This window comes from Paracoccus lutimaris, assembly GCF_003337565.1.
Taxonomy (GTDB): domain Bacteria; phylum Pseudomonadota; class Alphaproteobacteria; order Rhodobacterales; family Rhodobacteraceae; genus Paracoccus; species Paracoccus lutimaris.
On sequence record NZ_QPJL01000004.1, the window covers coordinates 57,915 to 82,353 of the forward strand.

24 protein-coding genes and 1 tRNA gene are annotated in these 24,439 nt (G+C 64.8%); 16 read left to right on the forward strand and 9 right to left on the reverse strand.

From position 1 onward, the window contains the following. Positions 1-16: 16 nt before the first annotated feature. Positions 17-823: a hypothetical protein gene (locus DFP89_RS05385; protein WP_114348386.1), complete on the reverse strand. Its 807-nt coding sequence runs from the start codon at positions 821-823 to the stop codon at positions 17-19. Then, a complete protein-coding gene (locus DFP89_RS05390; protein ID WP_114348387.1) occupies positions 820-1,497 on the reverse strand; it encodes a class I SAM-dependent methyltransferase in 678 nt (225 codons plus the stop codon). Before DFP89_RS05390 ends, DFP89_RS05385 begins: the two co-directional genes overlap by 4 nt. Before the next feature lie 407 nt (positions 1,498-1,904). Here DFP89_RS05390 and DFP89_RS05395 point away from each other — a divergent pair, with 407 nt between their 5' ends. Next, a complete protein-coding gene (locus tag DFP89_RS05395) occupies positions 1,905-2,837 on the forward strand; it encodes a GSCFA domain-containing protein (protein WP_220269816.1) in 933 nt (310 codons plus the stop codon). Then, positions 2,834-3,526, forward strand: a complete 693-nt coding sequence (locus DFP89_RS05400; RefSeq protein ID WP_114348390.1) for a hypothetical protein — start codon at positions 2,834-2,836, stop codon at positions 3,524-3,526. Before DFP89_RS05395 ends, DFP89_RS05400 begins: the two co-directional genes overlap by 4 nt. A 37-nt stretch (positions 3,527-3,563) precedes the next feature. On the opposite strand, the gene DFP89_RS05405 is transcribed toward DFP89_RS05400, so the two are convergent. Continuing rightward, positions 3,564-3,648, reverse strand: a tRNA-Leu gene (locus tag DFP89_RS05405). 47 nt (positions 3,649-3,695) lie between these two features. Beyond that, positions 3,696-5,459 (reverse strand): NAD(P)H-hydrate epimerase, encoded by a 1,764-nt coding sequence (locus tag DFP89_RS05410; RefSeq protein WP_114348391.1) that lies wholly within the window; start codon positions 5,457-5,459, stop codon positions 3,696-3,698. A gap of 153 nt (positions 5,460-5,612) precedes the next feature. Between DFP89_RS05410 and DFP89_RS05415 the strand changes: the two genes are divergently transcribed. Together DFP89_RS05415 and glnA are read left to right on the forward strand one after the other, a co-directional pair. Next, positions 5,613-5,951, forward strand: a complete 339-nt coding sequence (locus tag DFP89_RS05415) for a P-II family nitrogen regulator (protein ID WP_114348393.1) — start codon at positions 5,613-5,615, stop codon at positions 5,949-5,951. A gap of 84 nt (positions 5,952-6,035) precedes the next feature. Then, positions 6,036-7,442 (forward strand): type I glutamate--ammonia ligase, encoded by a 1,407-nt coding sequence (glnA, locus tag DFP89_RS05420; protein ID WP_114348394.1) that lies wholly within the window; start codon positions 6,036-6,038, stop codon positions 7,440-7,442. A 67-nt stretch (positions 7,443-7,509) separates the two neighbouring features. Here the strand turns inward: glnA and DFP89_RS05425 are convergent, their stop codons facing one another. The 3 genes from DFP89_RS05425 to DFP89_RS05435 form a co-directional block, all read right to left on the reverse strand. After that, positions 7,510-8,895, reverse strand: a complete 1,386-nt coding sequence (locus DFP89_RS05425; RefSeq protein WP_114348396.1) for a GntP family permease — start codon at positions 8,893-8,895, stop codon at positions 7,510-7,512. Positions 8,896-8,995: 100 nt separating this feature from the next. Next, a complete protein-coding gene (locus DFP89_RS05430; RefSeq protein ID WP_245948606.1) occupies positions 8,996-9,520 on the reverse strand; it encodes a gluconokinase in 525 nt (174 codons plus the stop codon). Further along, the gene (locus tag DFP89_RS05435; protein WP_114348400.1) at positions 9,517-10,893 is read right to left on the reverse strand and encodes a GntP family permease; all 1,377 of its coding nucleotides are present in this window, start codon (positions 10,891-10,893) and stop codon (positions 9,517-9,519) included. The genes DFP89_RS05430 and DFP89_RS05435 overlap by 4 nt, the downstream gene beginning before the upstream one ends. Positions 10,894-11,048: 155 nt before the next feature. Between DFP89_RS05435 and purB the strand changes: the two genes are divergently transcribed. The 4 genes from purB to gap all read left to right on the forward strand — a co-directional run bounded on the left by purB (position 11,049) and on the right by gap (position 15,149). Then, entirely contained in the window at positions 11,049-12,365 is a 1,317-nt protein-coding gene (gene purB / locus DFP89_RS05440) for an adenylosuccinate lyase (RefSeq protein ID WP_114348401.1), read from the forward strand. A gap of 72 nt (positions 12,366-12,437) precedes the next feature. Beyond that, positions 12,438-13,532, forward strand: coding sequence for a flagellar motor switch protein FliG (locus tag DFP89_RS05445; RefSeq protein ID WP_114348402.1), 1,095 nt, complete (start codon positions 12,438-12,440; stop codon positions 13,530-13,532). Between the two features lie 162 nt (positions 13,533-13,694). Next, positions 13,695-13,838 carry a hypothetical protein gene (locus tag DFP89_RS20280; protein ID WP_181870259.1) on the forward strand — a complete coding sequence of 48 codons (144 nt, stop codon included), beginning with the start codon at positions 13,695-13,697 and terminating at the stop codon, positions 13,836-13,838. A gap of 309 nt (positions 13,839-14,147) precedes the next feature. Continuing rightward, the gene (gene gap / locus DFP89_RS05450) at positions 14,148-15,149 is read left to right on the forward strand and encodes a type I glyceraldehyde-3-phosphate dehydrogenase (RefSeq protein WP_114348403.1); all 1,002 of its coding nucleotides are present in this window, start codon (positions 14,148-14,150) and stop codon (positions 15,147-15,149) included. 147 nt (positions 15,150-15,296) lie between these two features. On the opposite strand, the gene DFP89_RS05455 is transcribed toward gap, so the two are convergent. Then, on the reverse strand, positions 15,297-15,611 hold the full coding sequence (locus tag DFP89_RS05455; RefSeq protein ID WP_114348404.1) for an antibiotic ABC transporter: 315 nt from the start codon (positions 15,609-15,611) through the stop codon (positions 15,297-15,299). A 129-nt stretch (positions 15,612-15,740) separates the two neighbouring features. Between DFP89_RS05455 and pyrC the strand changes: the two genes are divergently transcribed. From pyrC to DFP89_RS05485, 6 genes are all read left to right on the forward strand, one after another. Further along, on the forward strand, positions 15,741-16,784 hold the full coding sequence (gene pyrC / locus DFP89_RS05460; RefSeq protein ID WP_114348405.1) for a dihydroorotase: 1,044 nt from the start codon (positions 15,741-15,743) through the stop codon (positions 16,782-16,784). Then, a complete protein-coding gene (locus DFP89_RS05465) occupies positions 16,781-17,452 on the forward strand; it encodes an orotate phosphoribosyltransferase (protein WP_114348406.1) in 672 nt (223 codons plus the stop codon). Before pyrC ends, DFP89_RS05465 begins: the two co-directional genes overlap by 4 nt. A gap of 146 nt (positions 17,453-17,598) precedes the next feature. Next, a complete protein-coding gene (locus DFP89_RS05470; protein ID WP_114348407.1) occupies positions 17,599-19,098 on the forward strand; it encodes a replicative DNA helicase in 1,500 nt (499 codons plus the stop codon). Next, entirely contained in the window at positions 19,095-19,457 is a 363-nt protein-coding gene (locus tag DFP89_RS05475) for a DMT family protein (RefSeq protein ID WP_114348408.1), read from the forward strand. The genes DFP89_RS05470 and DFP89_RS05475 overlap by 4 nt, the downstream gene beginning before the upstream one ends. 61 nt (positions 19,458-19,518) lie before the next feature. Beyond that, on the forward strand, positions 19,519-20,739 hold the full coding sequence (locus DFP89_RS05480; RefSeq protein ID WP_114348530.1) for a multidrug effflux MFS transporter: 1,221 nt from the start codon (positions 19,519-19,521) through the stop codon (positions 20,737-20,739). A 61-nt stretch (positions 20,740-20,800) separates the two neighbouring features. Then, positions 20,801-22,195 (forward strand): helix-turn-helix domain-containing protein, encoded by a 1,395-nt coding sequence (locus tag DFP89_RS05485; RefSeq protein WP_114348409.1) that lies wholly within the window; start codon positions 20,801-20,803, stop codon positions 22,193-22,195. A gap of 207 nt (positions 22,196-22,402) precedes the next feature. On the opposite strand, the gene DFP89_RS20285 is transcribed toward DFP89_RS05485, so the two are convergent. Beyond that, positions 22,403-22,576 carry a hypothetical protein gene (locus tag DFP89_RS20285; RefSeq protein ID WP_181870260.1) on the reverse strand — a complete coding sequence of 58 codons (174 nt, stop codon included), beginning with the start codon at positions 22,574-22,576 and terminating at the stop codon, positions 22,403-22,405. 45 nt (positions 22,577-22,621) lie between these two features. Between DFP89_RS20285 and DFP89_RS05490 the strand changes: the two genes are divergently transcribed. Next, positions 22,622-23,932: a M23 family metallopeptidase gene (locus tag DFP89_RS05490; protein WP_245948607.1), complete on the forward strand. Its 1,311-nt coding sequence runs from the start codon at positions 22,622-22,624 to the stop codon at positions 23,930-23,932. Then, entirely contained in the window at positions 23,922-24,428 is a 507-nt protein-coding gene (locus DFP89_RS05495) for a bactofilin family protein (protein ID WP_114348410.1), read from the forward strand. Before DFP89_RS05490 ends, DFP89_RS05495 begins: the two co-directional genes overlap by 11 nt. Positions 24,429-24,439: the final 11 nt, after the last annotated feature.

Consider the following 24,439-nt stretch of genomic DNA (forward strand, 5'->3'; position numbering starts at 1 on the left):
TGACGGGCTGCGACGATCAGAGAAACTCGCGATAGGCCCGCGAATCCCATGGATGGTTCCAGTTCGGGATCGGCGTGCGCCAGTCGGGGCCGTAGGTCACTTCCAGATATTTTATCGGATTGCGCGGAATCGGACAGTCGCCGCCAAAGAACCGCAACGTCTGGGTCGGGAACACATCCGGCATCGCCAGACCGCCCCGCGCACTGGGGAACCAGGACACGCGCTCGTCGGGATCGATGAAGCCGATAAAGATATCCGTGCCCGCAAAGCCCTTGCGGGCCGTGGTCAGGTGGCTGATATTCTTGCTTTCCGGGGCGACGAACCCTTCCTCGCCAAGCAGCTGGCGCAGCCTGGCCAAAGTCGCGCCAAAGCTTGCCCCCTCGTTGGCGGGCAGGGCGATGATCAGGTCCATGTCATCGTCATGCGGGATGAAATCATGGTCCCGGATCATTCCCAGAACCGAACCGAAGCCAAAGCTGACATGCGGGGTGATCTCGCGCTTCAGCAGATCGGCGATTTCAAGCGCCCGTTCGACATATTTGCTTTTCTGCGGGTCGCTCCAGAACCGGAATGAGCGCCTGACCCCGTGATTGCCCCATTCCAGCTGCCGCTGGAACAGATAGCCGGCATTCACGGCATTGATGATCTGCTTCTTGTCTTCGGGCGCAAGCGACTTGTCGGCGCGCATCTGGTGATAGGCGTCCCAGAACGCGCCGGCCAGAACCAGGCCACAATAGTGATCCAGCCGCGCGCCGAGGGGATCGCCGTCAGGTGCGGCGGCCCGTCCGTCGACGAGCGCCGCCACCCTTGCGTCCAGCGTCATGCAGCGACCTTCCGGAACACCGTGCGCGCGACATAGGCATCATCCTTGAGGTATTTGGCGAAACCGAAGCCCTCGACCTCATATTCAACCGAAAAGCCGAAGCTCGCGGCATTGGCGATCACCTGCGAGGGCTCGACAAAGCGGCGGTAATGCGCGGCCGTCACCTTTTCGCCCGCCGCGTCGCGGACGGTGCGATATTCGACGGCCAGACGGTCGCCCTCATGCAGGGCGGCGCTCATGCCTTCGAAAAAGGCAAGCTCTTCGGATTCGGTGATCGCGTGCAGGAAGAACCGGGCATAGGCCAGTGCAGGCCCCTCGGAATGGGCACGCGCCTGACGCAGCGCATCGCCGAAACCGGCGCTGCCGACGGTCGAGCAGATGAACGAGATATCACTCAGCGACTGTGCGTTGCGGCTTTCCTCGCATTTCGCGATGGCCGAGGACGAACCGTCAATGGCGACGACCTGAAAACCGTGGCGGGCAAAGAACAGGCTGTCGCGCCCGTTTCCGCAACCGACCTCGATGATCAGATGCGCATCGCCGGCCTCCTGCGCGACGAAGGCCGCGAACTGCGACGGCGCCGACAGCTTCATGACCTCACGCGACGCGTAATATTGGTTCCAGTAATCGCCTTTTTCCTGGGGAACAGCTTGTAGCAACGCCTGGGCCTCCATCTGCGCCTCGTAAATAGATGCGGGAACATTTCATGACAGTAATGCGACGTCAACATCTCCTGCGCCGATAACACCGCCGTCAAGGGGGTCTCGGCCCCCGCCGCCGATCAAGATTGCGCGAAGACCACAAGGCTGAACCCGCCCTCGCCCGGCCTGCGCCGCTGCACGCGATGCGGCAGATCGCAGGCGGCATCCGGCCGGCCGCGACCACATTGGCGGCTTGCCCGGTCCGTTTTCCCCGTGACCATTCCCCGCCAGAGGGCTAACAACGATATCCGAATCGTTGCAAATCGGGGGTTATTTCGTTGCATCCCTATAAGCACTTCCCGGAGCGGGCATTCTGGAACCGGGCTGTATCGAACCGCCATGTCTCGACGCTGTCCGAGCTATTCGATGGAATGGGCCCCTTGGCCAGGGCGCAGATCGCGACCGCAGGAAGCTGCTTCGCCCAGCATATCGGCCGCGCCCTGCGCAAGCGCAATCTGGGCTATCTGGACCTTGAGCCCGCCCCGTCCTTCCTGACCCCGGACGAGGCTAACCGGCTTGGCTACGAGCTATATACCTGCCGCTACGGGAACATCTACACGGTGCGCCAGCTTCTGCAGCTGTTTCAGGAGGCGCATGGCACGCGCCAGCCCCTGGACGGGATCTGGACGACCAAGGGGCGTCATTTCGATGCGCTGCGACCGGGCCTGCAACCCGACGGCTTCGAGACCGAGGACGAGGTGCGCGTCCTGCGCGACGCGCATCTGGCGGCCGTGCGCGAGATGTTCGCGCGCGCCGATATCTTCGTCTTCACCCTGGGCCTGACCGAGGCCTGGGAAAGCCTTGAGGACGGCACCGTCTATCCTTCGGCGCCGGGCGTCATCGCCGGGGATTACGACCCCAAGCGCTATGGCTTCGTCAATTTCCGCTATCCCGAGGTCTACCGCGATTTCGAGACCTTCCTGCATCTGCTGCGCCAGTGCAAACCCGGCGTGCGCGTGCTGCTGACCGTCTCGCCGGTGCCGCTTGCGGCAACCGCCAGCGGCGATCATGTGCTGGTCGCCACCACGCAAAGCAAGGCCACCTTGCGCGCCGTCGCCGGCGATCTGGCCGCGGAACATGACGATGTCTTCTATTTCCCAAGCTATGAGGTCATCACCGGCCAGCCGACCCGCCACGGCTTTTATGCGCCCGACCTGCGCAATGTCGTGCAGGCCGGCGTCGATACGGTGATGCAGCATTTCTTCGCCCCCGAACCCGAGATCGCGCCCCCGGCGCCAAGCGCGCCCGCCCCACCGGACGTGGCCGCCGGCTACGAATATTGCGAAGAGGCCCTGCTGGGGAAACTGTCATGAAGGTCACCATTTTCGGCGATTCCCACCTTCACACGCTGCGCAATAGTGCCGCAGAGCTTGGCGACGAGCACGAGGCCCGATTCCTCGTCAATCATGCGCTGAACTGGATCGCGCCGCAGCTTGTGGCCGAAAAGGGCGGGATCCGCGCGCGGGCCGATAACGTCAAGAACTTCACGCCGCTGAATGTCCTGCTGCTGCCCGAGGGGCGGCTCTATTTCTCGGGCATCCTGCATACCGCGCCATATACCCGCGCGCGCGACTGGCGGAGCTTCTGCCCCTGGTCGATCCAGAAGGACCATCCCGATCTGCAACCGATCAGCGATGCCGCGTTGCAGACCTGGATCGAGCGCGAGACGGCAGCGCGGCTGAGCTTTCTGTTCGAACTGCGGTCGAAGGGCTTCGACATCTGCGTGATCGAGGCACCCCGCCCCTTGGAGCGCGCACCCGGCATGCATGACATCCGACCCGCCGTCATGGCCCGGGTCGACGCGATCTGCCGCAGCTTCATCTTGGCGCGGCTGGCGGAAATCGGCGTGCGGGTGATCGAGGTGCCGCCGGAAACGGTGTCCGGGGGCTTCACCACCGCGGAATTCAGCTCCGGCAATCCCAAGGATCCGCATCACGGCAATCTCGAATATGGCCGGCTGATGGTGCAGCGGATTCGCGACGACCTCGCGAACGTGGCCTGACCGCAAAACCAAGCCCAAGGCATCGATCTTGCCACGATGGTGCGGGTGGAGGGACTTGAACCCCCACGCCTTGCGGCGCCAGAACCTAAATCTGGTGCGTCTGCCAATTTCGCCACACCCGCAACGAGGGGGCTTCTAGCAAAGCCGCAGCGCCGGCGCGAGCGGTTTCTTACGGTGCCGCCGTGATCCGCTCCATGTCGCGAAACAGGCCCGGAATCTCCTCCGGCAGGTCATCGGCGATCAGACCGGGGCCAAAGCGGCGGGCGGCGGCGGCATGCAGTCCTGCGCCGGTCGCGGCGGCGTCCAGAGGCGGCAGGCCGCGCGCGAGCAAGCCGGTGATGATCCCGGCCAGAACGTCGCCCGATCCGGCCGTGGCAAGCCAGGGCACGTCGAAGGCCGAATGGATGATTGCCCGACCGGGAATGGCGGGGCCGTCCGGCAGCACTCTTGGCGCGGGCTCGGCGATGACCGTGTCCGGGCCTTTCAGCAGGATGACGGCGCCGCTGCGGGTGGCGGCGTCCCGGGCCGCGTCCAGCCGGGAATAGGCCGGGCCGCGCATCTCTGAAAGGGCGGCCCGATAAGCCACAAGATCCGGCATGAACCGCGCCATGTCCCTTGGGTCAAGGTCAGGGGCCGGAGGCTGAGGCCCGCTCAGGCGGGCGTCGAGATCGGGGAACAGGCGGGCGAATTCGCCTCGGTGCGGGGTCAGGACGCAGCCGGGATGCAGCCCGCCCATGAGACCCGGATCGGCGGCCAGCGCGGTCAGCGCATCCGCGTCCAGCACGCAGGGACGGCGCGAGGACAGGACCCCTGGTAACAGCGCGGCGGCCCGCCCGACCCCGGCGCCCGGCCCAAGGCAAAGCGCGGTGATCCGTCGATCCTCGAGCAGCGCGCGCAGCGCCCCGGTATCATCGACCGCGCGCCGCATCAGGGCATCGGGCGCGCCGGCATGCTCGGTCAGGGCCGGAGCCGGCGGGCAAAGCGTCACCAGACCGGCCCCGACGCGCAGCGCCGCGCGGGCCGCCAGACGCGCCGCGCCACCCTGACCCGCGCCTCCGGCAAGGATCAGCGCGTGGCCATGGCCGAATTTATGCCCGCCGGGATCGTCGCGCTTGCTGAGCCATGCGGCTTTCCGCCGGTCGTCACCGTCGGATCGGCGGGGATCGGCTATCCCGAAATCGGGCCAGATCGCGGTCAGGCTGGCCGGGCGCTGGCTCCGCCACCCGCCCCGACCGCCCGGCGCCCGGCAGCGCCAGTCCCGCAGCCCGATATCGGCGATCACCAGCTCGCCGCAGCAGTCCGGGCCGCGCTCCAGCAGATGGCCGGGCTTGGGGCTGTCGAAGGCAACCGTCATCCGGGCGCGCAGGTCATATTCGCCCGGCCCCCGTCTCGTGCCAAGAAAGGCCCCACTGTCGAGGCACATGCCGCTGGGGCAATCCACCGCGACCAGCCTGTCGCGGAAAAATCCCCAATCCCCGCCCGAGCCGCCCAGATAGGCGAGGATGCGGGCAATCGCGCCTTCCGGGGGACGGGTCAGGCCGGTGCCGAAGATGGCATCGACATAGACATCGCTGCTTTCCCCCGGGCAGCGCAATTCATCCTCGGTCAGCGGCAGGACCGCGCCGATCTCGCGCCAGCGCCGGCGCATCTCGGTCGCGTCGGGACCGGCGGTATTGTCAAGGCCAAGGACCCGCACCCGCCAGCCGGCCTGCCACAGCGCGCGCGCGATGACATAGCCGTCGCCGCCATTATTGCCCGGGCCGCACAAGACCGTCACCCGGCCGGGCTTTGGCCAGCGCAGGCGGATATGACCGGCGACGGCACCCCCTGCCCGCTCCATCAGCTCAAGCCCGGTGACCGCGCCGCTGGCGATGGCGGCGGATTCCATGGCGCGCATTTGGGCGGCGGTCAGGATTTCGGTTCCAGATATCATTTTCATTGCCTAAATTATACGCACTTCGCACAAACATCAGGCAAAAACCCTGACAGGGCAATTTCCCCGGCCCGATCCGCGCAAGCCTGCTTTACCTGCCAGATCAAACCCGCCAATCAGGGCGCAGGCAAGTCGCGACAGAAGGATCAGGCAATGAAGAAAGTCGAAGCCATCATCAAACCCTTCAAGCTGGACGATGTGAAAGAAGCTTTGCAGGAGGTCGGCGTCCAGGGGCTTTCGGTCACCGAGGTCAAGGGCTTTGGTCGGCAAAAGGGCCATACCGAGCTCTATCGCGGCGCGGAATACGTCGTGGACTTCCTGCCCAAGGTCAAGATCGAGATGGTGCTGCCCGACGATCTGGTCGAAGCTGCCGTGGACGCCATCGTCTCGGCCGCGCGCACCGAAAAGATCGGCGATGGCAAGATCTTCATCCTGCCGGTCGAGCAGGCGATCCGCATCCGCACCGGCGAAACCGGCGACGACGCGGTCTGATCCCCTGAGCCGGCACGGACCCGGCCATGAATATTACCCTTGCCCGGCGGCGGCGCCGGGCCGACTGATGGAGGAAGGAACCCAATGAAAGTCAAGGACGTACTGGATCTGATGAAGGATGAGGATGTCGAATATGTCGACGTTCGCTTCACCGATCCCAAAGGCAAGCTGCAGCACGTCACTCTGGTCGCCGACCTGGTGGACGAAGACCTGTTCGAGGAAGGCTTCATGTTCGACGGCAGCTCGATTGCCGGCTGGAAGTCGATCGACCAGTCCGACATGAAGCTGATCTTTGATCCCTCGTCGGTCTATATCGACCCGTTCTATGCCGAAAAGACGCTGTGTGTGCATTGCAACGTGGCCGAGCCCGACACCGGCGAGGCCTATTCGCGCGACCCGCGCGGCACCGCCGTCAAGGCCGAGGCCTATCTGAAATCCTCGGGCATTGGCGACACCGCCTATTTCGGCCCCGAGGCCGAGTTCTTCCTGTTCGACGACGTGCGCTATTCGGTCACCCCGCAGAAGGTCTCGTTCGAGATCGACGCCGTGGACGCCGCATGGAACACCGACACCGCCTATGAAGACGGCAACCTGGCCCATCGCGCGCCCCACAAGGGCGGCTACTTCCCGGTCAACCCCATCGACACCGCGCAGGATATCCGCGGCGAGATGCTCTCGACCATGAAGCGCATGGGCATCAAGGTCGATAAGCACCACCACGAGGTCGCGACCTGCCAGCACGAGCTGGGCATGATCTTCGGCGGGCTGGTCGAGCAGGCCGACAACATCCAGAAATACAAATACGTCATCCACAACGTCGCCGCCGCCTATGGCAAGTCGGTGACCTTCATGCCCAAGCCCATGAAGGGCGACAACGGCAGTGGCATGCATGTCAACATGTCGATCTGGAAGGACGGCAAGCCGCTGTTCGCCGGCGACAAATATGCGGACCTGTCGCAAGAGGCGCTGTATTTCATCGGCGGCATCCTCAAGCACGCGAAAGCCCTGAACGCGCTCACGAACCCGGCGACGAACAGCTACAAGCGCCTGATCCCCGGCTTCGAGGCCCCGGTTCTGCGCGCCTATTCGGCCCGCAACCGCTCGGGCTGCGTGCGGATTCCGTGGACCGAAAGCCCGAAAGCCAAGCGCGTCGAGGCCCGTTTCCCCGATCCGGCCGCAAACCCCTATCTGGCATTCGCAGCGCTGCTGATGGCTGGCATCGACGGCATCAAGAACAAGATCGATCCGGGTCCGGCTTCGGACAAGGATCTGTACGATCTGCCGCCCGAAGAGCTGGCCGAGATCCCGACCGTCTGCGGCAGCCTGCGCGAGGCGCTGGAAGAGCTTGAGAAGGACATGGACTTCCTGCTGCAGGGCGACGTCTTCACCCGCGACCAGCTGGAAAGCTATATCAAGCTGAAATGGGAAGAGGTCTATGCCTATGAGCATACCCCCCACCCGGTCGAATACGCGATGTATTACAGCTGCTGATCGCTTGTCGCTCACGCAAAAGGAAAGGCGCCCCTCGGGGCGCCTTTCTGGTTTCAGGACCCGGGCCTTACAGCCCCAGCGACCCCAGCAGGATGACCGCGATGGTGGCCAGAACCGGGATCGCCACCGCCACCACGAAGATGTCGCTGTAGCTTTTCTTGTGGGTCATGCCGGTGATCGCCAGAAGCGTGATCACCGCGCCATTATGGGGCAGCGCGTCGAACCCGCCCGAGGACAGCGCGGTCACGCGATGCATCAGCTCCATGCTGATGCCCTGATCGCGGGCCATGGTGGCGAATTGCTCACCCAGCGCATTCAACGCGATGGACATGCCCCCCGAGGCCGAGCCGGTGATCCCCGCCAGCACGTTCACCGCCACCGCCAGCGAGGCGACGGGATTGGTCGGAAACAGCGACAAAACCGCGTCGCGGATGATCGCGAAGGCCGGCAACGAGGCGATGACCGCGCCATAACCCACCTCGGAGGCGGTGTTGAAGATCGGCAGAAGCGACCCCATCGTGCCCGAGTTCACCGTCTCCTTCACATCGGCGAAGCGGCGCCAGTTCAGCCCCAGAGCCAGCAGGATCGAAACGGTCAGCGAGACGATGATCGCCCAGATTCCGGCGACGCTGGGCAGCGTCGTCGCGCCGTATTTCGCATCCGCCAGATAGGCGGCGTCCATGCCCGGGATGATCACATAGGTGCAAAGCGCGTTCAGGACGATCACCGCCACTACCGGCAGGATGGCGACGGCAAAGCCGGGCAGGTCTGCATCCTCGGCAAGCGAGCTGTCGGCGGCGGTGCGGGCATGCTGGCCATAGCCCTCGGAGCGGGCATGGGCGGCGGCAGCGCGGCGGTTCAGCCACATAACGCCCCCGGCCAGCATCACCAGACCGGCAAAGGTGCCCAGGATCGGTGCGGCAAAGACATTGGTGCCGAAAAACGGCATCGGGATCGCGTTCTGGATCGCCGGCGTGCCGGGAAACGCGGTCATGGTAAAGGTGAAGGACCCCAGCGCGATGGTGGCCGGCAGCAGGCGCTTGGGCACATCAGCACGGCGAAACAGCGAATTGGCGATGGGATAGATGGCAAAGGCCACGACAAACAGCGACACGCCGCCATAGGTCAGCACGCCGCAGGCCAGCACCACGGCCAGAATGGCACGCTCTGCGCCGACCTTCTTGACGATCATCTCGGCAATGGTGCGCGCCGCGCCACTGTCGGCCATGACCTTGCCGAATATCGCCCCCAGCAGAAACAGCGGGAAATAGGTAATAACATAGCCGCCCAGCGACTTCATGAACACTTGGGTATAGGTGGCCAGAACCGGTAACCCCCCAGACATCGACACCGCGAACAGCGCCAGAAGCGGGGCGAGGATCAGCACATTGATCCCGCGATAGGCCAGATACATCAACAGGATCAGTGACAGGAAAATACCTAGCAGTCCCACGAATCCCTCCTTTGGATGGTGGTTTCAAAAAATGCCGGAAATCGTCCGGAATATGATCCGCGCGCAAGGCCGCAGCGGACGGGAGGGACCGGATCGGACCCTATCGGGCCTCTTTGGGGGACAGAGCCAGCAGGTGCAAGGCCGCCTCGACCTGCTTTTCAATGCTTGACGCCATGTCGATAACGACGCCGTCCTCGTCAGGACCCAGCATTTCCAGCGTGGCGAGCTGCGAATCCAAAAGCTTGGGCGGAAAGAAGTGTCCCTCGCGATGGCCCAGCCGCTCGGTCAGGATTTTTCGCGTGCCGTGGACATGCAAAAAGCGCACCCGCGGCGCGCCGCTGCGCAGGATGTCGCGATAGGCGCGCTTGAGCGACGAGCACCCCATGACCGAGCTTTGGCCCCGCGCCTCGGCCTTGGCCAGCTCGCCCGCCAGCGCCTGCAGCCAGGGCGCGCGGTCCTCGTCGGTCAGCGGGTGTCCGGCGGCCATCTTGGCGACATTGGCGGCGGGGTGAAAGGCGTCCCCCTCGGTAAAGGGCCAGCCCAGACGCTGGGCCAGCGCGGTGCCGGTGGTGGTCTTGCCGCTGCCCGAGACCCCCATGACGACGATATGCTGAACCCCGCTCACAGCAGCCACCAGCCGATCAGCGCGAGGACAAAGCCGATCGAACCCAGCAGCGTCTCCATCACCGTCCATGTCCGCAGCGTGGTTTTTTCATCCATGTTCAGGAACCTCCCCACCAGCCAGAAGCCGGAATCGTTGAAATGGCTCAGCACGGTCGCGCCGCTGGCAATGGCGATGACCAGAAAACAGCGGTCGAACTCGCTCAGCCCCGTGGTCGCGGCGACGGTCGGCGCGATCAGCCCGGCGGTGGTGGTCAGTGCCACCGTGGCCGAACCCTGCGCAACCCGCAGCGCCGTCGAGATGACGAAGGCCGCGACGATCAGCGGCATGCCGATGGCGTCCAGACTGCCGGCCAGCGCCTGCCCGATGCCGGTGGCGCGCAAGACGCCCCCGAACATGCCGCCCGCGCCTGTCACCAGAATGATGGCGCAGATCGGGGCGAGGGCGCGGTCCATGATCCGCTCGATATCCGCCAGACTGCGCCCCTGCCCCAAAAGAAAGATCGAGGCGATGACCGTGATCAGCAGTGCCACCGGCGTCTGCCCGATCAGCCGCAGGAAGGTGACCCAGACCGCCTCGCCGTCGATCACGCCCATCGTGGCCAGCGTGTTCAGCCCGGTATTGAGAAAGATCAGCACCAGCGGCAGCAACAGGATGGTCAGCACCCGGCTGAACTCCGGCGCCGGCCCGCGCGCGGCGTCGGCCGCATCCACCCCCAAGAGCTCCGGCACCGGCAGATGGATGCGCTTGCCTGACCACAGCCCGAACAGGTAGCTGCCCAGAAACCATGTCGGCAGCGCCAGAATCAGCCCGACGATCAGCAAAAGCCCGATATCGGCGCCCAGCAGATCCCCCGCCGCGACCGGCCCCGGATGGGGCGGCACAAAGGCATGCATGACCGCGAATGCCCCCGCCGCAGGCAGCGCATAAAGCAGGACCGAGCCGCCAAAGCGCAGCGCCACGCTGAAGATGATCGGCAGCATCACCACCAGCCCGGCATCGAAAAAGATCGGAAAGCCGAACATCAGCGAGGCAATGCCCAAGGCCAGCGGCGCGCGATCCGCCCCGAACTTGTTGATCAGCCGGTCGGCCAGCACCTGCGCACCCCCCGAAACCTCAAGCATCCGCCCGATCATCGCGCCAAAGCCCACCAGCAGCGCGACCGAGGCCAGCGTGCCGCCGAACCCCTCCATCAGCGTCGGCACCACCTTGGCATAGGGCACCCCCGCCGCCAGCGCCGTCAGCAGGCTGACCAGCACCAGCGAGACAAAGGCATGCAGCCGGAAACGCATGATCAGGATCAGCAGCAGCACCACCGCCAGCGCCGCGATCGTCAGCAGCACAGGCGTGCTGTAAACCGGTTCAATCGGAGTCATCTTTCCCTCGCGTTAATGCAATTTGCCCAGAAATTCCGCCCGGACAGCAAAGGCAGGCGCCCCGGTCCCGGCATGTGGAACTGCCATCATGCGCGCGCGGCGGTTGCGGGCAAGGGGGCATGGGGCTACAAGCCCCGCAAATACAGGAGAATCCGATGATCCCGCGCTATTCCCGTCCTGAAATGACCGCCATCTGGTCGCCCGAGACCAAGTTCCGCATCTGGTACGAGATCGAGGCCTATGCCTGCGATGCCCAGGCCGATCTGGGCGTGATCCCGCGCGAAAACGCCGAGGCCGTCTGGCGCGCCAAGGATGTCGAATTCGACGTGGCCCGCATCGACGAGATCGAGGCCGTGACCAAGCATGACGTCATCGCCTTCCTGACCCATCTGGCCGAGCATATCGGCGCCGATGAGGCGCGCTTTGTCCATCAGGGCATGACCAGCTCGGACGTGCTCGACACCACGCTGAACGTCCAGCTTGTGCGCGCTGCCGATATCCTGCTGGCCGATATGGACCGGGTGCTGGCGGCGCTGAAAAAGCGCGCCTATGAGCATAAGGACACCGTCCGCATCGGCCGCAGCCACGGCATCCATGCCGAGCCGACGACCATGGGCCTGACCTTCGCCCGCTTCTACGCCGAGATGGACCGCAACAAGGCCCGCCTGCAGGCCGCACGCGAGGAAATCGCGACCGGCGCCATCTCGGGCGCGGTCGGCACCTTCGCCAATATCGACCCCCGCGTCGAAGAGCATGTCTGCAAGATGCTGGGCCTGCGCCCCGAGCCGATCAGCACGCAGGTCATCCCCCGCGACCGCCACGCCATGTTCTTTGCCACGCTGGGCGTCATCGCCAGCTCGATCGAGAACATCGCCATTGAGATCCGCCACATGCAGCGCACCGAGGTGCTTGAGGCCGAGGAATTCTTCAGCCCCGGCCAGAAGGGCAGCTCGGCCATGCCGCACAAGCGCAACCCGGTCCTGACCGAGAACCTGACCGGCCTTGCCCGGCTGGTGCGCATGGCCGTCGTCCCGGCGCTAGAGAACGTGGCGCTGTGGCATGAACGCGACATCAGCCATTCCTCGGTCGAACGCGGCATCGCCCCGGACACCACGATCACGCTGGATTTCGCCCTGAACCGTCTGGCCGGCGTCATCGAAAAGCTGGTGATCTATCCCGAGAACATGCTGAGAAACATGAATAAGTTCAAAGGCCTGGTCATGTCGCAGCGGGTACTTCTGGCGCTGACGCAGGCGGGTGTCTCGCGCGAGGATGCCTACCGCCTCGTGCAGCGCAACGCCATGAAGGTCTGGGAACAGGGCGCGGATTTCAAGACCGAGCTTCTGGCCGATTCCGAGGTGACGGCGGCACTGTCCCCTGCCGAAATCGAGGAAAAATTCGACCTTGGCTATCACACCAAGCATGTCGACACGATCTTTGCCCGGGTATTTGGTGAAAATGCCGCGCATTAAGCCGGGCATTAACCCGTAGTTCGCAAATCTCTGCCAGATTGCCCCTGAAACGGAATGAATCGGGGGCAATTCATGGGCATCGCAGTCATCGCGGGACCGGCGCTGAATGCGCGGCAGAAAGCCGCCATCATCGTGCGGTTGGTCCTTGCCGAGGGCGAGGATATCGACCTTGCCCAGCTGCCACCGGGGCTGCAGACCGATCTGGCGCAAGAAATGGCGCTGATGGGCATGGTGGATCGCAACACCCGCAATGCCGTCGTGGCCGAGTTCTGCGAAAAGCTCGAGGCGGTGGGGCTTTCCTTTCCCGGCGATATCGACAGCACACTGGACCTGCTGGACGGGCATCTCTCGCCCGACACCACCGACCGGCTGCGACGCATGGCCGCCCTGAACGGCGCCGGCGACCCCTGGGACCGCATCTCGAACATGGCGCCGACGCTTCTGACCTCGCTTGCCCGCACCGAGGCAGTCGAGATCGCGGCGGTGATGTTCTCGAAACTGCCGGTGCCGCGCGCGGCCGAAGTCTTTGGCCTGCTGGAGCCGGAGCTGGCGCGGCAGATCGCCTATGCGATGAGCCTGACCGGCGGCATCGATTCGGAGGCGCTGCAGCGCATCGGCAAGGCGCTGATCCAGGCCGCCGATGCCGTACCGCAGCCCCCGCTTGCCGGCAAGGCCGGTGAAAAGGTCGGCGCGATCCTGAACTCCTCCGCTTCCTCGATGCGCGACAGCGTGCTTGAAGGGCTGGACCAGGACGACGCCGATTTTGCCGGCGAGGTCCGCAAGACCATCTTTACCTGGGCCCATATCCCGACGCGGATCGATCCGCGCGACATCGCCCGCGTCACGCGCGAGGTGGACAATGCCGTGCTGATCAAGGCGCTGGCCGGCGCGCGCGGCAAAGATCAGCCGACGGTGGATTTCCTGCTGGGCGGGATTTCCTCGCGTCTGGCCGAAACCATGCGCGAGGAAATGGAGGCGCTTGGCAAGGTCTCGGTCAAGGATGCCGAGGAAGCGATGGATCAGGTCGTCGCCGCCATCCGCCGGATGGAGGCGGCGGGCGATCTGTTCCTGATCGCCAAGGAGGAAGGCGAGGAAGGCGAGCAAACCGAGGGAGGCGAGGAGGAGGCTGACAGCAACGCCCCCGCCCCCGACCATGGCGCCGGTTAAGCCGGTGCCGCGCCCGCATGACGACCTGCTCGCACGCCCGCCCGTCATACCCTTGCCCGTCTTACTCTTGCCCACCCCCACCCTTGCCTGCCCGGGCCGACTGGCCTAGCACGGCGGGCGAGATACCGGTATATGGGCCGCGAACTGCTGGATGGAATTGCCATGACCAATCGGATCGCCCTGGTTCTGGGCCTGCTCATCCTGATCCCGTTTGTGGCCGATGCCCTGGTTCTGCATTCGGGGTTGCCGGTTTTTCTTGGCAAGCAATTCGCCACGCTGATCGAATATCTGAGTTTCTGGCGCTAACCCGAATGCCGCCAGCCTGACCGGCAAGATGCGGCGGCGGCGGGCAATCTCACGACCGCGCAGGAACAACTGGCCTGGCGCGCAGGCCGGCAGCGGGGGCTCGCGCTGGTGCACTACGTCCTGACGGCAACGGGATCGTGCGCCTAGTTTCGGTCCCGGCATACGGCCACGGGGCTGTTTCGGACAGCATTGCCGGTCATCCGGCACGGATTTCCTGCCAATTCCATCCGGGCCGGTACGCAGACATTTGCATCCGTATCGAATGCGGGCTATCTGCAGACCGAACATCATCAGCGGCGGAGGAACCCCATGGCTGTCAAGGTGGCGATCAACGGCTTTGGCCGGATCGGTCGGAACGTGCTGCGCGCGATCATCGAATCGGGGCGCAAGGATATCGAGGTCGTGGCGATCAACGATCTGGGTCCGGTTGAAACCAATGCGCATCTGCTGCGCTACGATTCGGTCCATGGCCGCTTCCCTGCCACGGTCACCGTCAATGGCGACACGATCGATGTCGGCACCGGCCCGATCAAGGTCACCGCGATCCGCAACCCGGCGGATCTGCCCTGGGGCGATGTCGACGTCATCATGGAATGCACCGGCATCTTCACCTCCAAGGAAAAGGTCGCGCCGCATCTGTCGACCGGCGCCAAGCGTGTGCTGATCTCGGCCCCCGGCGAGGATGCCGACAAGACCATCGTCTTCGGCGTTAACGACAAGACGCTGACCAAGGACGATATCGTCGTCTCGAACGCCAGCTGCACCACCAACTGCCTGTCGCCGGTGGCCAAGGTGCTGAACGACACCGTCGGTATCACCCGCGGCTTCATGACCACCATCCACAGCTATACCGGCGACCAGCCGACGCTGGACACGATGCACAAGGACCTGTACCGCGCCCGCGCCGCAGCGCTGTCGATGATCCCGACCTCGACCGGCGCCGCCAAGGCCGTGGGTCTGGTCCTGCCCGAACTGAAGGGCAAGCTGGACGGCGTCGCCATCCGCGTGCCGACCCCCAATGTCTCGGTCGTCGATCTGGTCTTCGAGGCCGCCCGCGACACCTCGGTCGAGGAAATCAACGCCGCGATCAAGGCCGCCGCCGATGGCCCGCTGAAAGGCATCCTGGGCTATACGAACGAAAAGCTGGTCTCGTCGGACTTCAACCACGACTCGCACAGCTCGATCTTCCACATGGACCAGACCAAGGTGATGGAGGGCAAACTGTGCCGCATCCTGACCTGGTATGACAACGAATGGGGTTTCTCGAACCGCATGTCGGATACTGCGGTCGCCATGGGCAAGCTGATCTGATCAGCCCCCCTTTGGAATGAAACAAGCGCGCCCCGGCAACGGTGGCGCGCTTTTGTTTTCGACCGCCCGCATCGGCCCGGTCACCATAGTTCTATCCGGCACCGGTCCCAATGCCCGGCCCCTCGCTGCGATATCTTGCCGTCGTCGTCAGGCCTTGCGTGACAGGCGCCGCACATTGGCACGCGTGCGCCGGCGATAGGGTCGCAACGCCGCCGCCATGACGCGGTCAGCCCGCTCGCCCCGACCGGCAGCCCGCAACGCGGCCTGCATCGCCTCGGTGGCCGCATCGGCCTTTTCCAGCACCATGCGATGCGGTTCGGAATGGTCCTGTCTCAGCACGCCCATCATGCCGGCAGTGCGTAGTGCAATGACCATCTGCGCTTCCCAGGCCATCTGGGCCATCTGCTGCCAAAGCAGCATCGGCGTGCGCAACGCCGAGAAATCCAATACACCGTAACTCATACCCGTTTCCTTTTAACCATACGGTAGCATGTAAGAATCTGCACGCACATGACAACCATGCCAAGTCATCCTTTCGTTTAGGCCGCGGCTCCTATGGCCATGCACCGCTTGCCAGTATAGAGGAAAAGAATGACCAAATTCGTAACGCTCCGACGCCCTGACGACTGGCACCTGCATCTGCGCGATGGCGAGATGCTGCGGGCAGTCGCCTCATATTCCAGCCATTTCGGCCGTGCGATCATCATGCCCAATCTCGTGCCGCCGGTGGTGACCGGGGCGCAGGCCAGCGCATATCGCGACCGCATCACCGCCGCGCTGGGACAGAAGATGACGTTGCGTCCGCTTATGACGCTTTATCTGACCGAATCGACCGATCCGGCCGATGTGGTCGCCGCCCATGCCGCCGGGATCATCTCGGCGGTCAAGCTGTATCCGGCGGGCGCGACGACGAATTCCGCCTCGGGCGTGCGCGATTTCGACAAGGTGCGCGGCGTGCTGGACGCCATGGCCGAGGCTGGCATCCCGCTGTGTTTCCATGGCGAGGTAACCGACCCCGCCATCGACATCTTCGACCGCGAGGCCGTGTTTATCGACCGCGTGCTGGATCCGATCCGCCGCGCCACGCCCGGCCTGAAAGTGGTGATGGAACATATCACCACCTCGGACGGGGCCGAATATGTCAGCGCCAATGACAATATCGGCGCGACCATCACCACGCATCACCTGGTCATCAACCGCAACCATATCCTCGCGGGCGGCATCCGGCCGCATTACTATTGCCTGCCGGTCGCCAAGCGCGAAACCCACCGCCTGGCGCTGCGCCGCGCCGCGACCTCGGGCGATGCGCGCTTCTTCCTCGGCACCGACTCGGCCCCGCATCCCGACCGCGCCAAGGAATCGGCCTGCGGCTGCGCCGGCTGCTTCACCGCCCCGAACACCATGTCGATCCTCGCCCATGTCTTCGAGGAGGACGGCGCGCTCGACCGGCTCGAGGGTTTTACCTCGCTCAACGGTGCCGCCTTCTACGGCATGGCGGCAAATGACGACACGATCCGTCTTGTCAAACGCGACGTCCCGGCCGAATACCCCAGCCACATTCCCGCCGGGGACGAGACCGTGACCGTCTTTGACCCCGGCTTCCCGCTCTACTGGCATGTCGAGGACCCCGCATGACCCTGCCCTTCCCCCCGCGCGAGGAAATCGCCCGACTGACCGCCCGCATGCTGCTGGAGATCAAGGCCGTGCATTTCAACACGGCCGAGCCTTTCACCTATTCCTCGGGCCTCAAGGGGCCGACCTATATCGATTGCCGCAAGCTGATCAGCTATCCGCGCATCCGTTCGACGCTGATGGACTTCCTGACCGCAACCGTGCTGCGCGACGCGGGCTTTGATGCCTTCGACAATATCGCCGGCGGTGAGACGGCGGGCATCCCCTTCGCCGCCCTCGTGGCCGAGCGGATGGAACTGCCGATGACCTATGTGCGCAAGAAACCCAAGGGTTACGGCCGCAATGCCCGCATCGAAGGCACCATGACCGAAGGCCAGCGCGTGCTGCTGGTCGAGGATCTGACCACCGATGGCGGCTCCAAGCTCAGCTTCGTCGATGCGATCCGCGAAACCGGCGCGACCTGCGCCCATACGGCGGTGATCTTTTACTACGGCATCTTCCCTGACACCACGCAGCGCCTGGCCGATCACGGTGTACAGCTGCATCACCTGTGCACCTGGTGGGACGTGCTGGCCGAGGCAAAGGCGCAGAACTTCTACGACGCCGCGACCCTGGCCGAGGTCGAAAGCTTCCTCAGCGACCCGCGCGCCTGGCAGGCCGCGCATCCCTGACCCTTTCTTCTTCACATAAATATCCATGCGACCGCGCCACCCGACAGGCGGCGCGGTCTTAGGCACTATCGCCCATGGACCCAAGCCCCCCCGATATGGAATAAGGGGGCCTTGCGAGAATCGGACACCAGCCGGAGCCATCACGGATGAGCGAATTGCGCGCCGTTGAAATCAGGAGACCCAGCGAGATCGCCTCGATCGTGGCCGAACAGGCTGTCCCCTTCTCGATCGAGGCCGAGCAGCAGCTTCTCGGCGCACTCCTGACCAATAACGAGGTCTATGACCACGTCTCGCGCATCATCGGCGCCAAGCATTTCTACGACCCCGTGCACCGCCGCATCTATGAAATCAGCGCCGAGCGCATCGCCAAGAACGCGCTGGCCAGCCCGGTGACGATCAAGGCCTTCATGGAACATGATGCGGGCCTCAAGGAACTGGGCGGGCCGGCCTATCTGGCCCGTCTGGCGGGGGCAGCGATCTCGTCCCATGCCGCGCGCGACTATGCGCAGATGATCCGCGAATTCGCCCTGCGCCGCGAACTCATCAACCTTGGTCAGGACATTTCCTCGCGCGCGCAGACCGTCTCGGTCAGCGATTCGGCCGAGGACCAGATCAAGGAGGCCGAGCAGGTCCTTTACAAGCTCGGCGAGCAGGGCGTGGCCGAGCGCGGCTTTCAAAGCTTTCTGGCCGCCGTCACCGGGGCGCTGAATGCCGCCAATGCCGCCTTCAGCCGCGGCGGCGGGCTCTCGGGCGTGTCCTCGGGTCTGACCGATCTGGATGGCAAGATGGGCGGCCTGAACCGCTCGGACCTGATCATTCTGGCCGGACGCCCCTCGATGGGGAAAACCTCGCTGGCGACCAACATCGCCTTCAACGTCGCGAAAGCCCACAAGATGGGCGAATTGCCCGATGGCAGCCATGGCACGGTCGCGGGCGGCGTCGTCGGCTTCTTCTCGCTGGAGATGTCGGCCGAACAGCTTGCCGCCCGTATCCTCTCCGAAGCGGCCGAGGTGCCCAGCGAATCGATCCGCCGCGGCGACATGACCGAGGACGAGTTCCGCCGCTTCGTCAAAGCCGCGCATGACCTGCAGAACTGCCCGCTCTTCATCGACGACACGCCGGCGCTGCCGATCAACCAGCTGGCCGCCCGCGCCCGCAAGCTCAAGCGCACCATGGGCCTTGACCTACTGATCGTGGACTATCTTCAGCTTCTGCGCGCCGCCACCGCCAAGGACAGCCGCGTGAACGAGGTCTCGGAAATCACCCAAGGGCTGAAGGCCATCGCCAAGGAACTGGACATCCCGGTGATCGCGCTGTCGCAGCTGTCGCGTCAGGTCGAAAGCCGCGAAGACAAGCGCCCGCAGCTCTCCGACCTGCGCGAATCCGGCTCGATCGAGCAGGACGCCGATATCGTCATGTTCGTCTTCCGCGAGGAATATTACCGCGAGCGTGAAAAGCCCGCCGACCACGATCTGGACAAGATGGCTGCATGGCAACAGATCATGGAATCCTGCCATGGCAAGGCCGAGGTCATCATCGGCAAGCAGCGCCACGGCCCTATCGGCACGGTGGAGCTCAGCTTCGAGGGCCGCTTCACCCGCTTTGGCAACCTTGAAAAGCACCGCAGCTGGGACCGCGCTGAATGAACCTGCCGGTCCCGCTGGTGACCGTCGGGCTGCTGATCGCGTCGAACCTGTTCATGACCGTCGCCTGGTACGGGCATCTGAAGTTCAAGGCCGCACCGCTGATCACGGTGATTCTGGTCAGCTGGGGCATCGCCTTTTTCGAATATGTCCTGCAGGTGCCCGCGAACCGCATCGGTTACGGGCATTTCAGCGCCGCCCAGCTGAAAACCATCCAGGAGGTCATCAGCCTGTCGGTCTTCGTGCTGTTTTCATGGGCCTATCTGGGCGAAAAGCTGACCTGGAACGTGGCGCTCGGCTTTGCCTTCATCTGTCTGGGCGCCTTCCTGATCTTTCAGAACTTCGGCGGCTCCGGGCATTGATACCTGCGCCCGGCGCATGCGGGCGGTTGCCATTTCCCGCCGCAAGCGGGAAACAATGGGCATGAGTCCCGAAAATCCCCCCTCAGCCCCGCCCGCGCCCCGACGCCCCAGCCTTGTGACGCTGGTCGCGATCTCGGCGGCAGGCGCCTTCAGCATGAACATCTTTCTGCCGTCCCTGCCGGGCATGGCCGAGGATTTCGGCGTCGATTACGCGCTGATGCAGCTTTCCGTCTCGGCCTTTCTGGGGGTCAGCGCGGTGGTGCAACTGTTCTGTGGACCGATCAGCGACCGCTATGGCCGCAGGCCCGTGGTGCTGTGGTCGCTGGCGATCTTTCTGCTGGCGACGCTGGGCACGCTCGTTGCACCCACGGCCGGGTGGTTTTTGTTCTTTCGCATGGTGCAGGCGGTGATCACCACCGGCTTCGTGATCAGCCGCGCGGTGGTGCGCGACATGGTCCCGGCCGAACAGGCCGCCAGCATGATCGGCTATGTCACCATGGCGATGTCGCTGGTGCCGATGGTGGCGCCGGTCCTTGGCGGGACGCTGGACGAGCTCTTCGGCTGGCGCGCCAGTTTCATGGCCATGGCGATGGTCGGGGCGGCAGTGCTGATGCTGTGCTGGTTCGACCTTCATGAGACCGCGCGCGGCGGCGGCATCCCGATGCGCCAGCAGGTCGCCACCTATCCGGTGCTGGCGCGCTCGCAGCGGTTCTGGGGCTATTCTCTGGCCGCGACGCTCAGCGCCGGGTCGTTTTACGCCTATCTGGGCGGCGCGCCCTTTGTGGGCCGGCATGTGCTGCACCTGTCGCCGGCCGAGGTCGGCTATTGGTTCGCCGCGCCCTCGATCGGCTATGCCCTGGGGAATTTCGCCTCGGCGCGGTTCTCGATCCGGGTGGGGATGAACCGGATGATCCTGCTCGGGGCGCTGATCTGCGCGCTGGCGCTGACGGTGGCGCTGGCGCTGGACCTGATGGGCCATCACGAACCCCTGGTGTTTTTCGGCGCCGTCGCCTGCATGGGCCTCGGCAATGGCATGCTGCTGCCCAATGCCAATGCCGGCATGATGAGCGTGCGCCCCGAGCTTGCCGGCACCGCCAGCGGCCTTGGCGGCGCCATGTCGGTGGCGGGCGGCGCCGGGCTTGCCGCGCTGTCGGGCGCATTCCTGCATGAAGGCGCAACCGCCGCGCCGCTTCTGGTCATCATGGCCGGTTCGGCGGGCGGCTCGGTGCTGGCGATCCTGTGGGTGCTCTGGCGCGAACGCCAGATCATGCAGGGCCGCTGAGCCCTCTTGCGGGCACGGCTTTGCAAAGCGTATTCCTGCCTTTGCAAAGGCAGGTATCGCGATGGCCACCCAAAAGATCTATGCAGGCGCCTCGTTGCGCGAAACCCGGGGCCGCGCCGGCCTGACCCAGCGCGCATTCGCCGACCGGCTGGGCGTGTCGCTGCCCTATCTGTCGCAGATGGAGAACAATCACCGCCCGGTCTCGGCGGGCGTGCTGTTGCGGCTGGCATCGGAATTCTCGGTCGATCTGGGGGCGATGGCGGTGGGCGACGCCGACCGCATGGTTCTGGACATGGCCGAGGCGCTGGCCGATCCCTTGTTCGACAGCCCGCCGCCCCGCGCCGATCTGCGGCTGGCCGCAACCAACGCCCCCGCATTCGCGCGCGCCTTCCTTGACCTTTACCGCGCCCATCGCGAGGGACAGGAACGCCTTGCCGCCATGGACGAGGCGCTTGGCGCCGGCGCCCAGAACGCCACCTCATCGCCATGGGAGGAAGTGCGGGACTTTTTCCACTATTGCGACAACTATATCGACGCCGTCGACCGCGCCGCCGAGCATTTCGCCCGCCAGCGCCCCGACATGCCGCCCCTGCAAGGCGCCATCAATGCGCTGTCGGATCGCGGCATCGACGTCGCCATGGCCGAACTGGGCAGCGGCCCGGTCTATCTGCGCGACGGCAAGCGCATCACCCTGAATGCCACCGCCGAGCCCGCCACGCAGGCATTCCAGCTTTTGCACCTGCTGGCGCTGGAAACCCGCGGCGACCTGCTGGAGGCGACGCTGGAACTGGCGCGGTTCCGCAGCCCCTCGGCCCGCAATATCGCCCGGCTGGGGCTGGCCAATTACTTCGCCGGGGCCGCGATGATGCCTTACGCCCGCTTTCTCGAGGCGGCGCGGGCCCAGCGTCACGACCTCGAACGGCTCGCGCATCTGTTCCATGCCTCGCTGGAGCAGGTGGCGCACAGGCTTTCAACCATGCAGCGCGGCGGCAACCGGGGCGTGCCGTTCTTTTTCGTCCGCGTCGATCAGGCCGGCACCATCACCAAGCGCCATTCCGCGACGCGGATGCAATTCGCGCGCTTTGGTGGTGCCTGTCCGCTGTGGAACGTGCATCAGGCCTTTGAAACGCCGGGCCGCTTTCTGCGCCAACTCGCCGAGACCCCGGACGGCAAGCGCTATCTGCTGCTGGCGCGGGACGTCTCGAAACCCGGCGGCGCCTTTGGCGCGCCGGTGCGCCGCTTTGCCATCGGCCTTGGCTGCGAGATCAGCCATGCGCGGGAAATGGTCTATGCCGACGGGCTGGATGTCGGAAACCCGCAGCTCTTCGAGCCGATCGGCGTGTCCTGCCGGATTTGCCCGCGCCCGAATTGCCACCAGCGTTCGGTGCCGCCGATGGATCGCCATATCCGCATCCCGCAGGACCGTCCCGGCCCCCTGCCCTATGAGATCACCTGAGGGCGCCGCAAACGCGAGCCGGCGAATATGGTTCCGGTGACGCTGCGAAAACAGGGCGGGGAATCGTCCGGAATCACCCGGCGATTCCCTGTCCCGACGCGGTTTTGCCCAGCCGGGCGGCATCTCCGGGGGCGATCCGTCGCTTTGCAGCGCCACAACCGAAACCGACCCAGACTAAAGTTTTATATGCTACATTTCTATTACAATTCATCCCATTGCGATGAATTCCGCGAATTTCGTACTTGCAGCAAAATTCAACCCCCAGATGATCACCGGCAATAATCCACCCGTTTCGATGTTTCCTGTCGGCATCATTCCGCCCAAAACCCGGACGGGGCCTGCGGGATTGTTGCGCTTTGAGCACAGCTCGGATTTATCCATCCTCGATCCAGACCGTCCATGCTCGACCGGTCCGGCACAAACAACATGGAACCCGGGACATTGCGCATCACCCATAGCCTGAATTCGGTGCTTGAGCGCTGGCTGCCAGAACAGCGCCTCTTCCTGAAATCGGATCGCTCCACCCGCTTCCTGCGGCTGCGTCCGGTCACCCAGCTGATCGCTCTGGGCGGTATCGCCCTGGTCTTCGGCTGGTCGATCATCGCCAGCTCGATCCTGGTGATCGACGCGATCAGCGCTGGCTCCCTGCGCGACGAGGCCCGGCGCTCGCAAGGCGCGCTGGAGGCCCGGCTGACCGACCTGTCGGTCGAGCGCGACAGCCGCGCCGCCGAAGCCGTCGCCGCGCAAAACCGCTTTGCCGTGGCGCTGGACCAGGTGTCGCGCATGCAGTCGCAACTGTTGGACTCCGAGGCCCGCCGGCGCGAGCTGGAAACCGGCATCGGCGTGGTGCAGACCAGCCTGCAAGAGGCCGTCGAGGCCCATCATCAGGCCGAGGCCAAGGCAGGCGGTCACGCCGACGAGGCCATCGCCCCCGCCCGCACCGCCGAATTGCAGGCCGCGCTGGACATCCTGTCGAGCGAGCTGAAACAGGCTTCCAGCCAGCGCAGCCAGGCGGTGCAGGACGCCGAGGATGCGAAACGTCTGGCCGAGGCCGTCACGCTGGAGCGCGACCAGATCGTCGCCCGCAATGACGAGATCCTGTCGCAGGTCGAGGACGCGATCAGCGTCTCGGTCGAGCCTCTGGACGACATGTTCCGCAGCGTCGGCATGAACCCGGATGAAGTCCTGCGCACCGTGCGCCGGGGCTATTCCGGCCAAGGCGGCCCGCTGAACCCCATCGGCTATTCCTCAAGCGGCGATGCCGAGATTTCCGAGCGCGAGGCCAAGGCCAAGGAAATCCTGATCACGCTGGATCAGATGAACAGCTACCGCATCGCGGTGTCCAAGATGCCCTTGGCGATGCCGGTCAAATCGGCCTTTCGCTATACCTCGCCCTTCGGCCGCCGCTGGGGCCGCGCGCATGAAGGCATCGACATGGCCGGCCCGGTCGGCACGCCGATCTTTGCGACCGGCGACGGCGTGATCACCTTTGCCGGCTGGCAAAGCGGCTATGGCAACCTGATCAAGATCGAACACGAGCTGGGCACCGAGACCCGCTACGGTCACCTTTCCAAGATTCGCGTGAAAGTCGGCCAAAAGGTATCGCGCGGCAGCCGGATCGGTGATATGGGCAATACCGGTCGCTCGACCGGATCGCATCTTCACTATGAGGTCCGCGTGAACGGTCGCGCCGTGAACCCCATGAGCTTCATCAAGGCAGCCCAAAATGTTTTCTAAGACCCGCGTCACCGAACCCGGCCCCCGCAACCAGACGCCCGAACAGGCCGAAGCGCCGCGCAGTCTTGACTCGAATTACGACGTCCCTGCCTCGGCCGCGCCGTCGCGCCCGCGCACCAGCGGCCCCTCGGTCCTGTCCTCGGATCTGACGGTCAAGGGCAATATCCAGACCCAGGGCGACATTCAGGTCGAGGGCACCATCGAGGGCGATATCCGCGCCCATCAGCTGGTCGTCGGTGAAAGCGCCACCATCCGCGGCGAGATCGTCGCCGAGGAAATCGTGGTCAATGGCCGCGTCATCGGCCGCGTGCGCGGCCTGAAAGTGCGCCTGTCGGCCACCGCCCGCGTCGAGGGCGACATCATCCACAAGACCATCGCCATCGAATCCGGCGCCCATTTCGAGGGCTCGGTCCAGCGTCAGGAAGATCCGCTGGCCAATGGCGTGACCCCGAAGCTGGCGCCGCCGGTCAATCGCGGCAACGCCGCCGACGAATGATCGCGGCGACG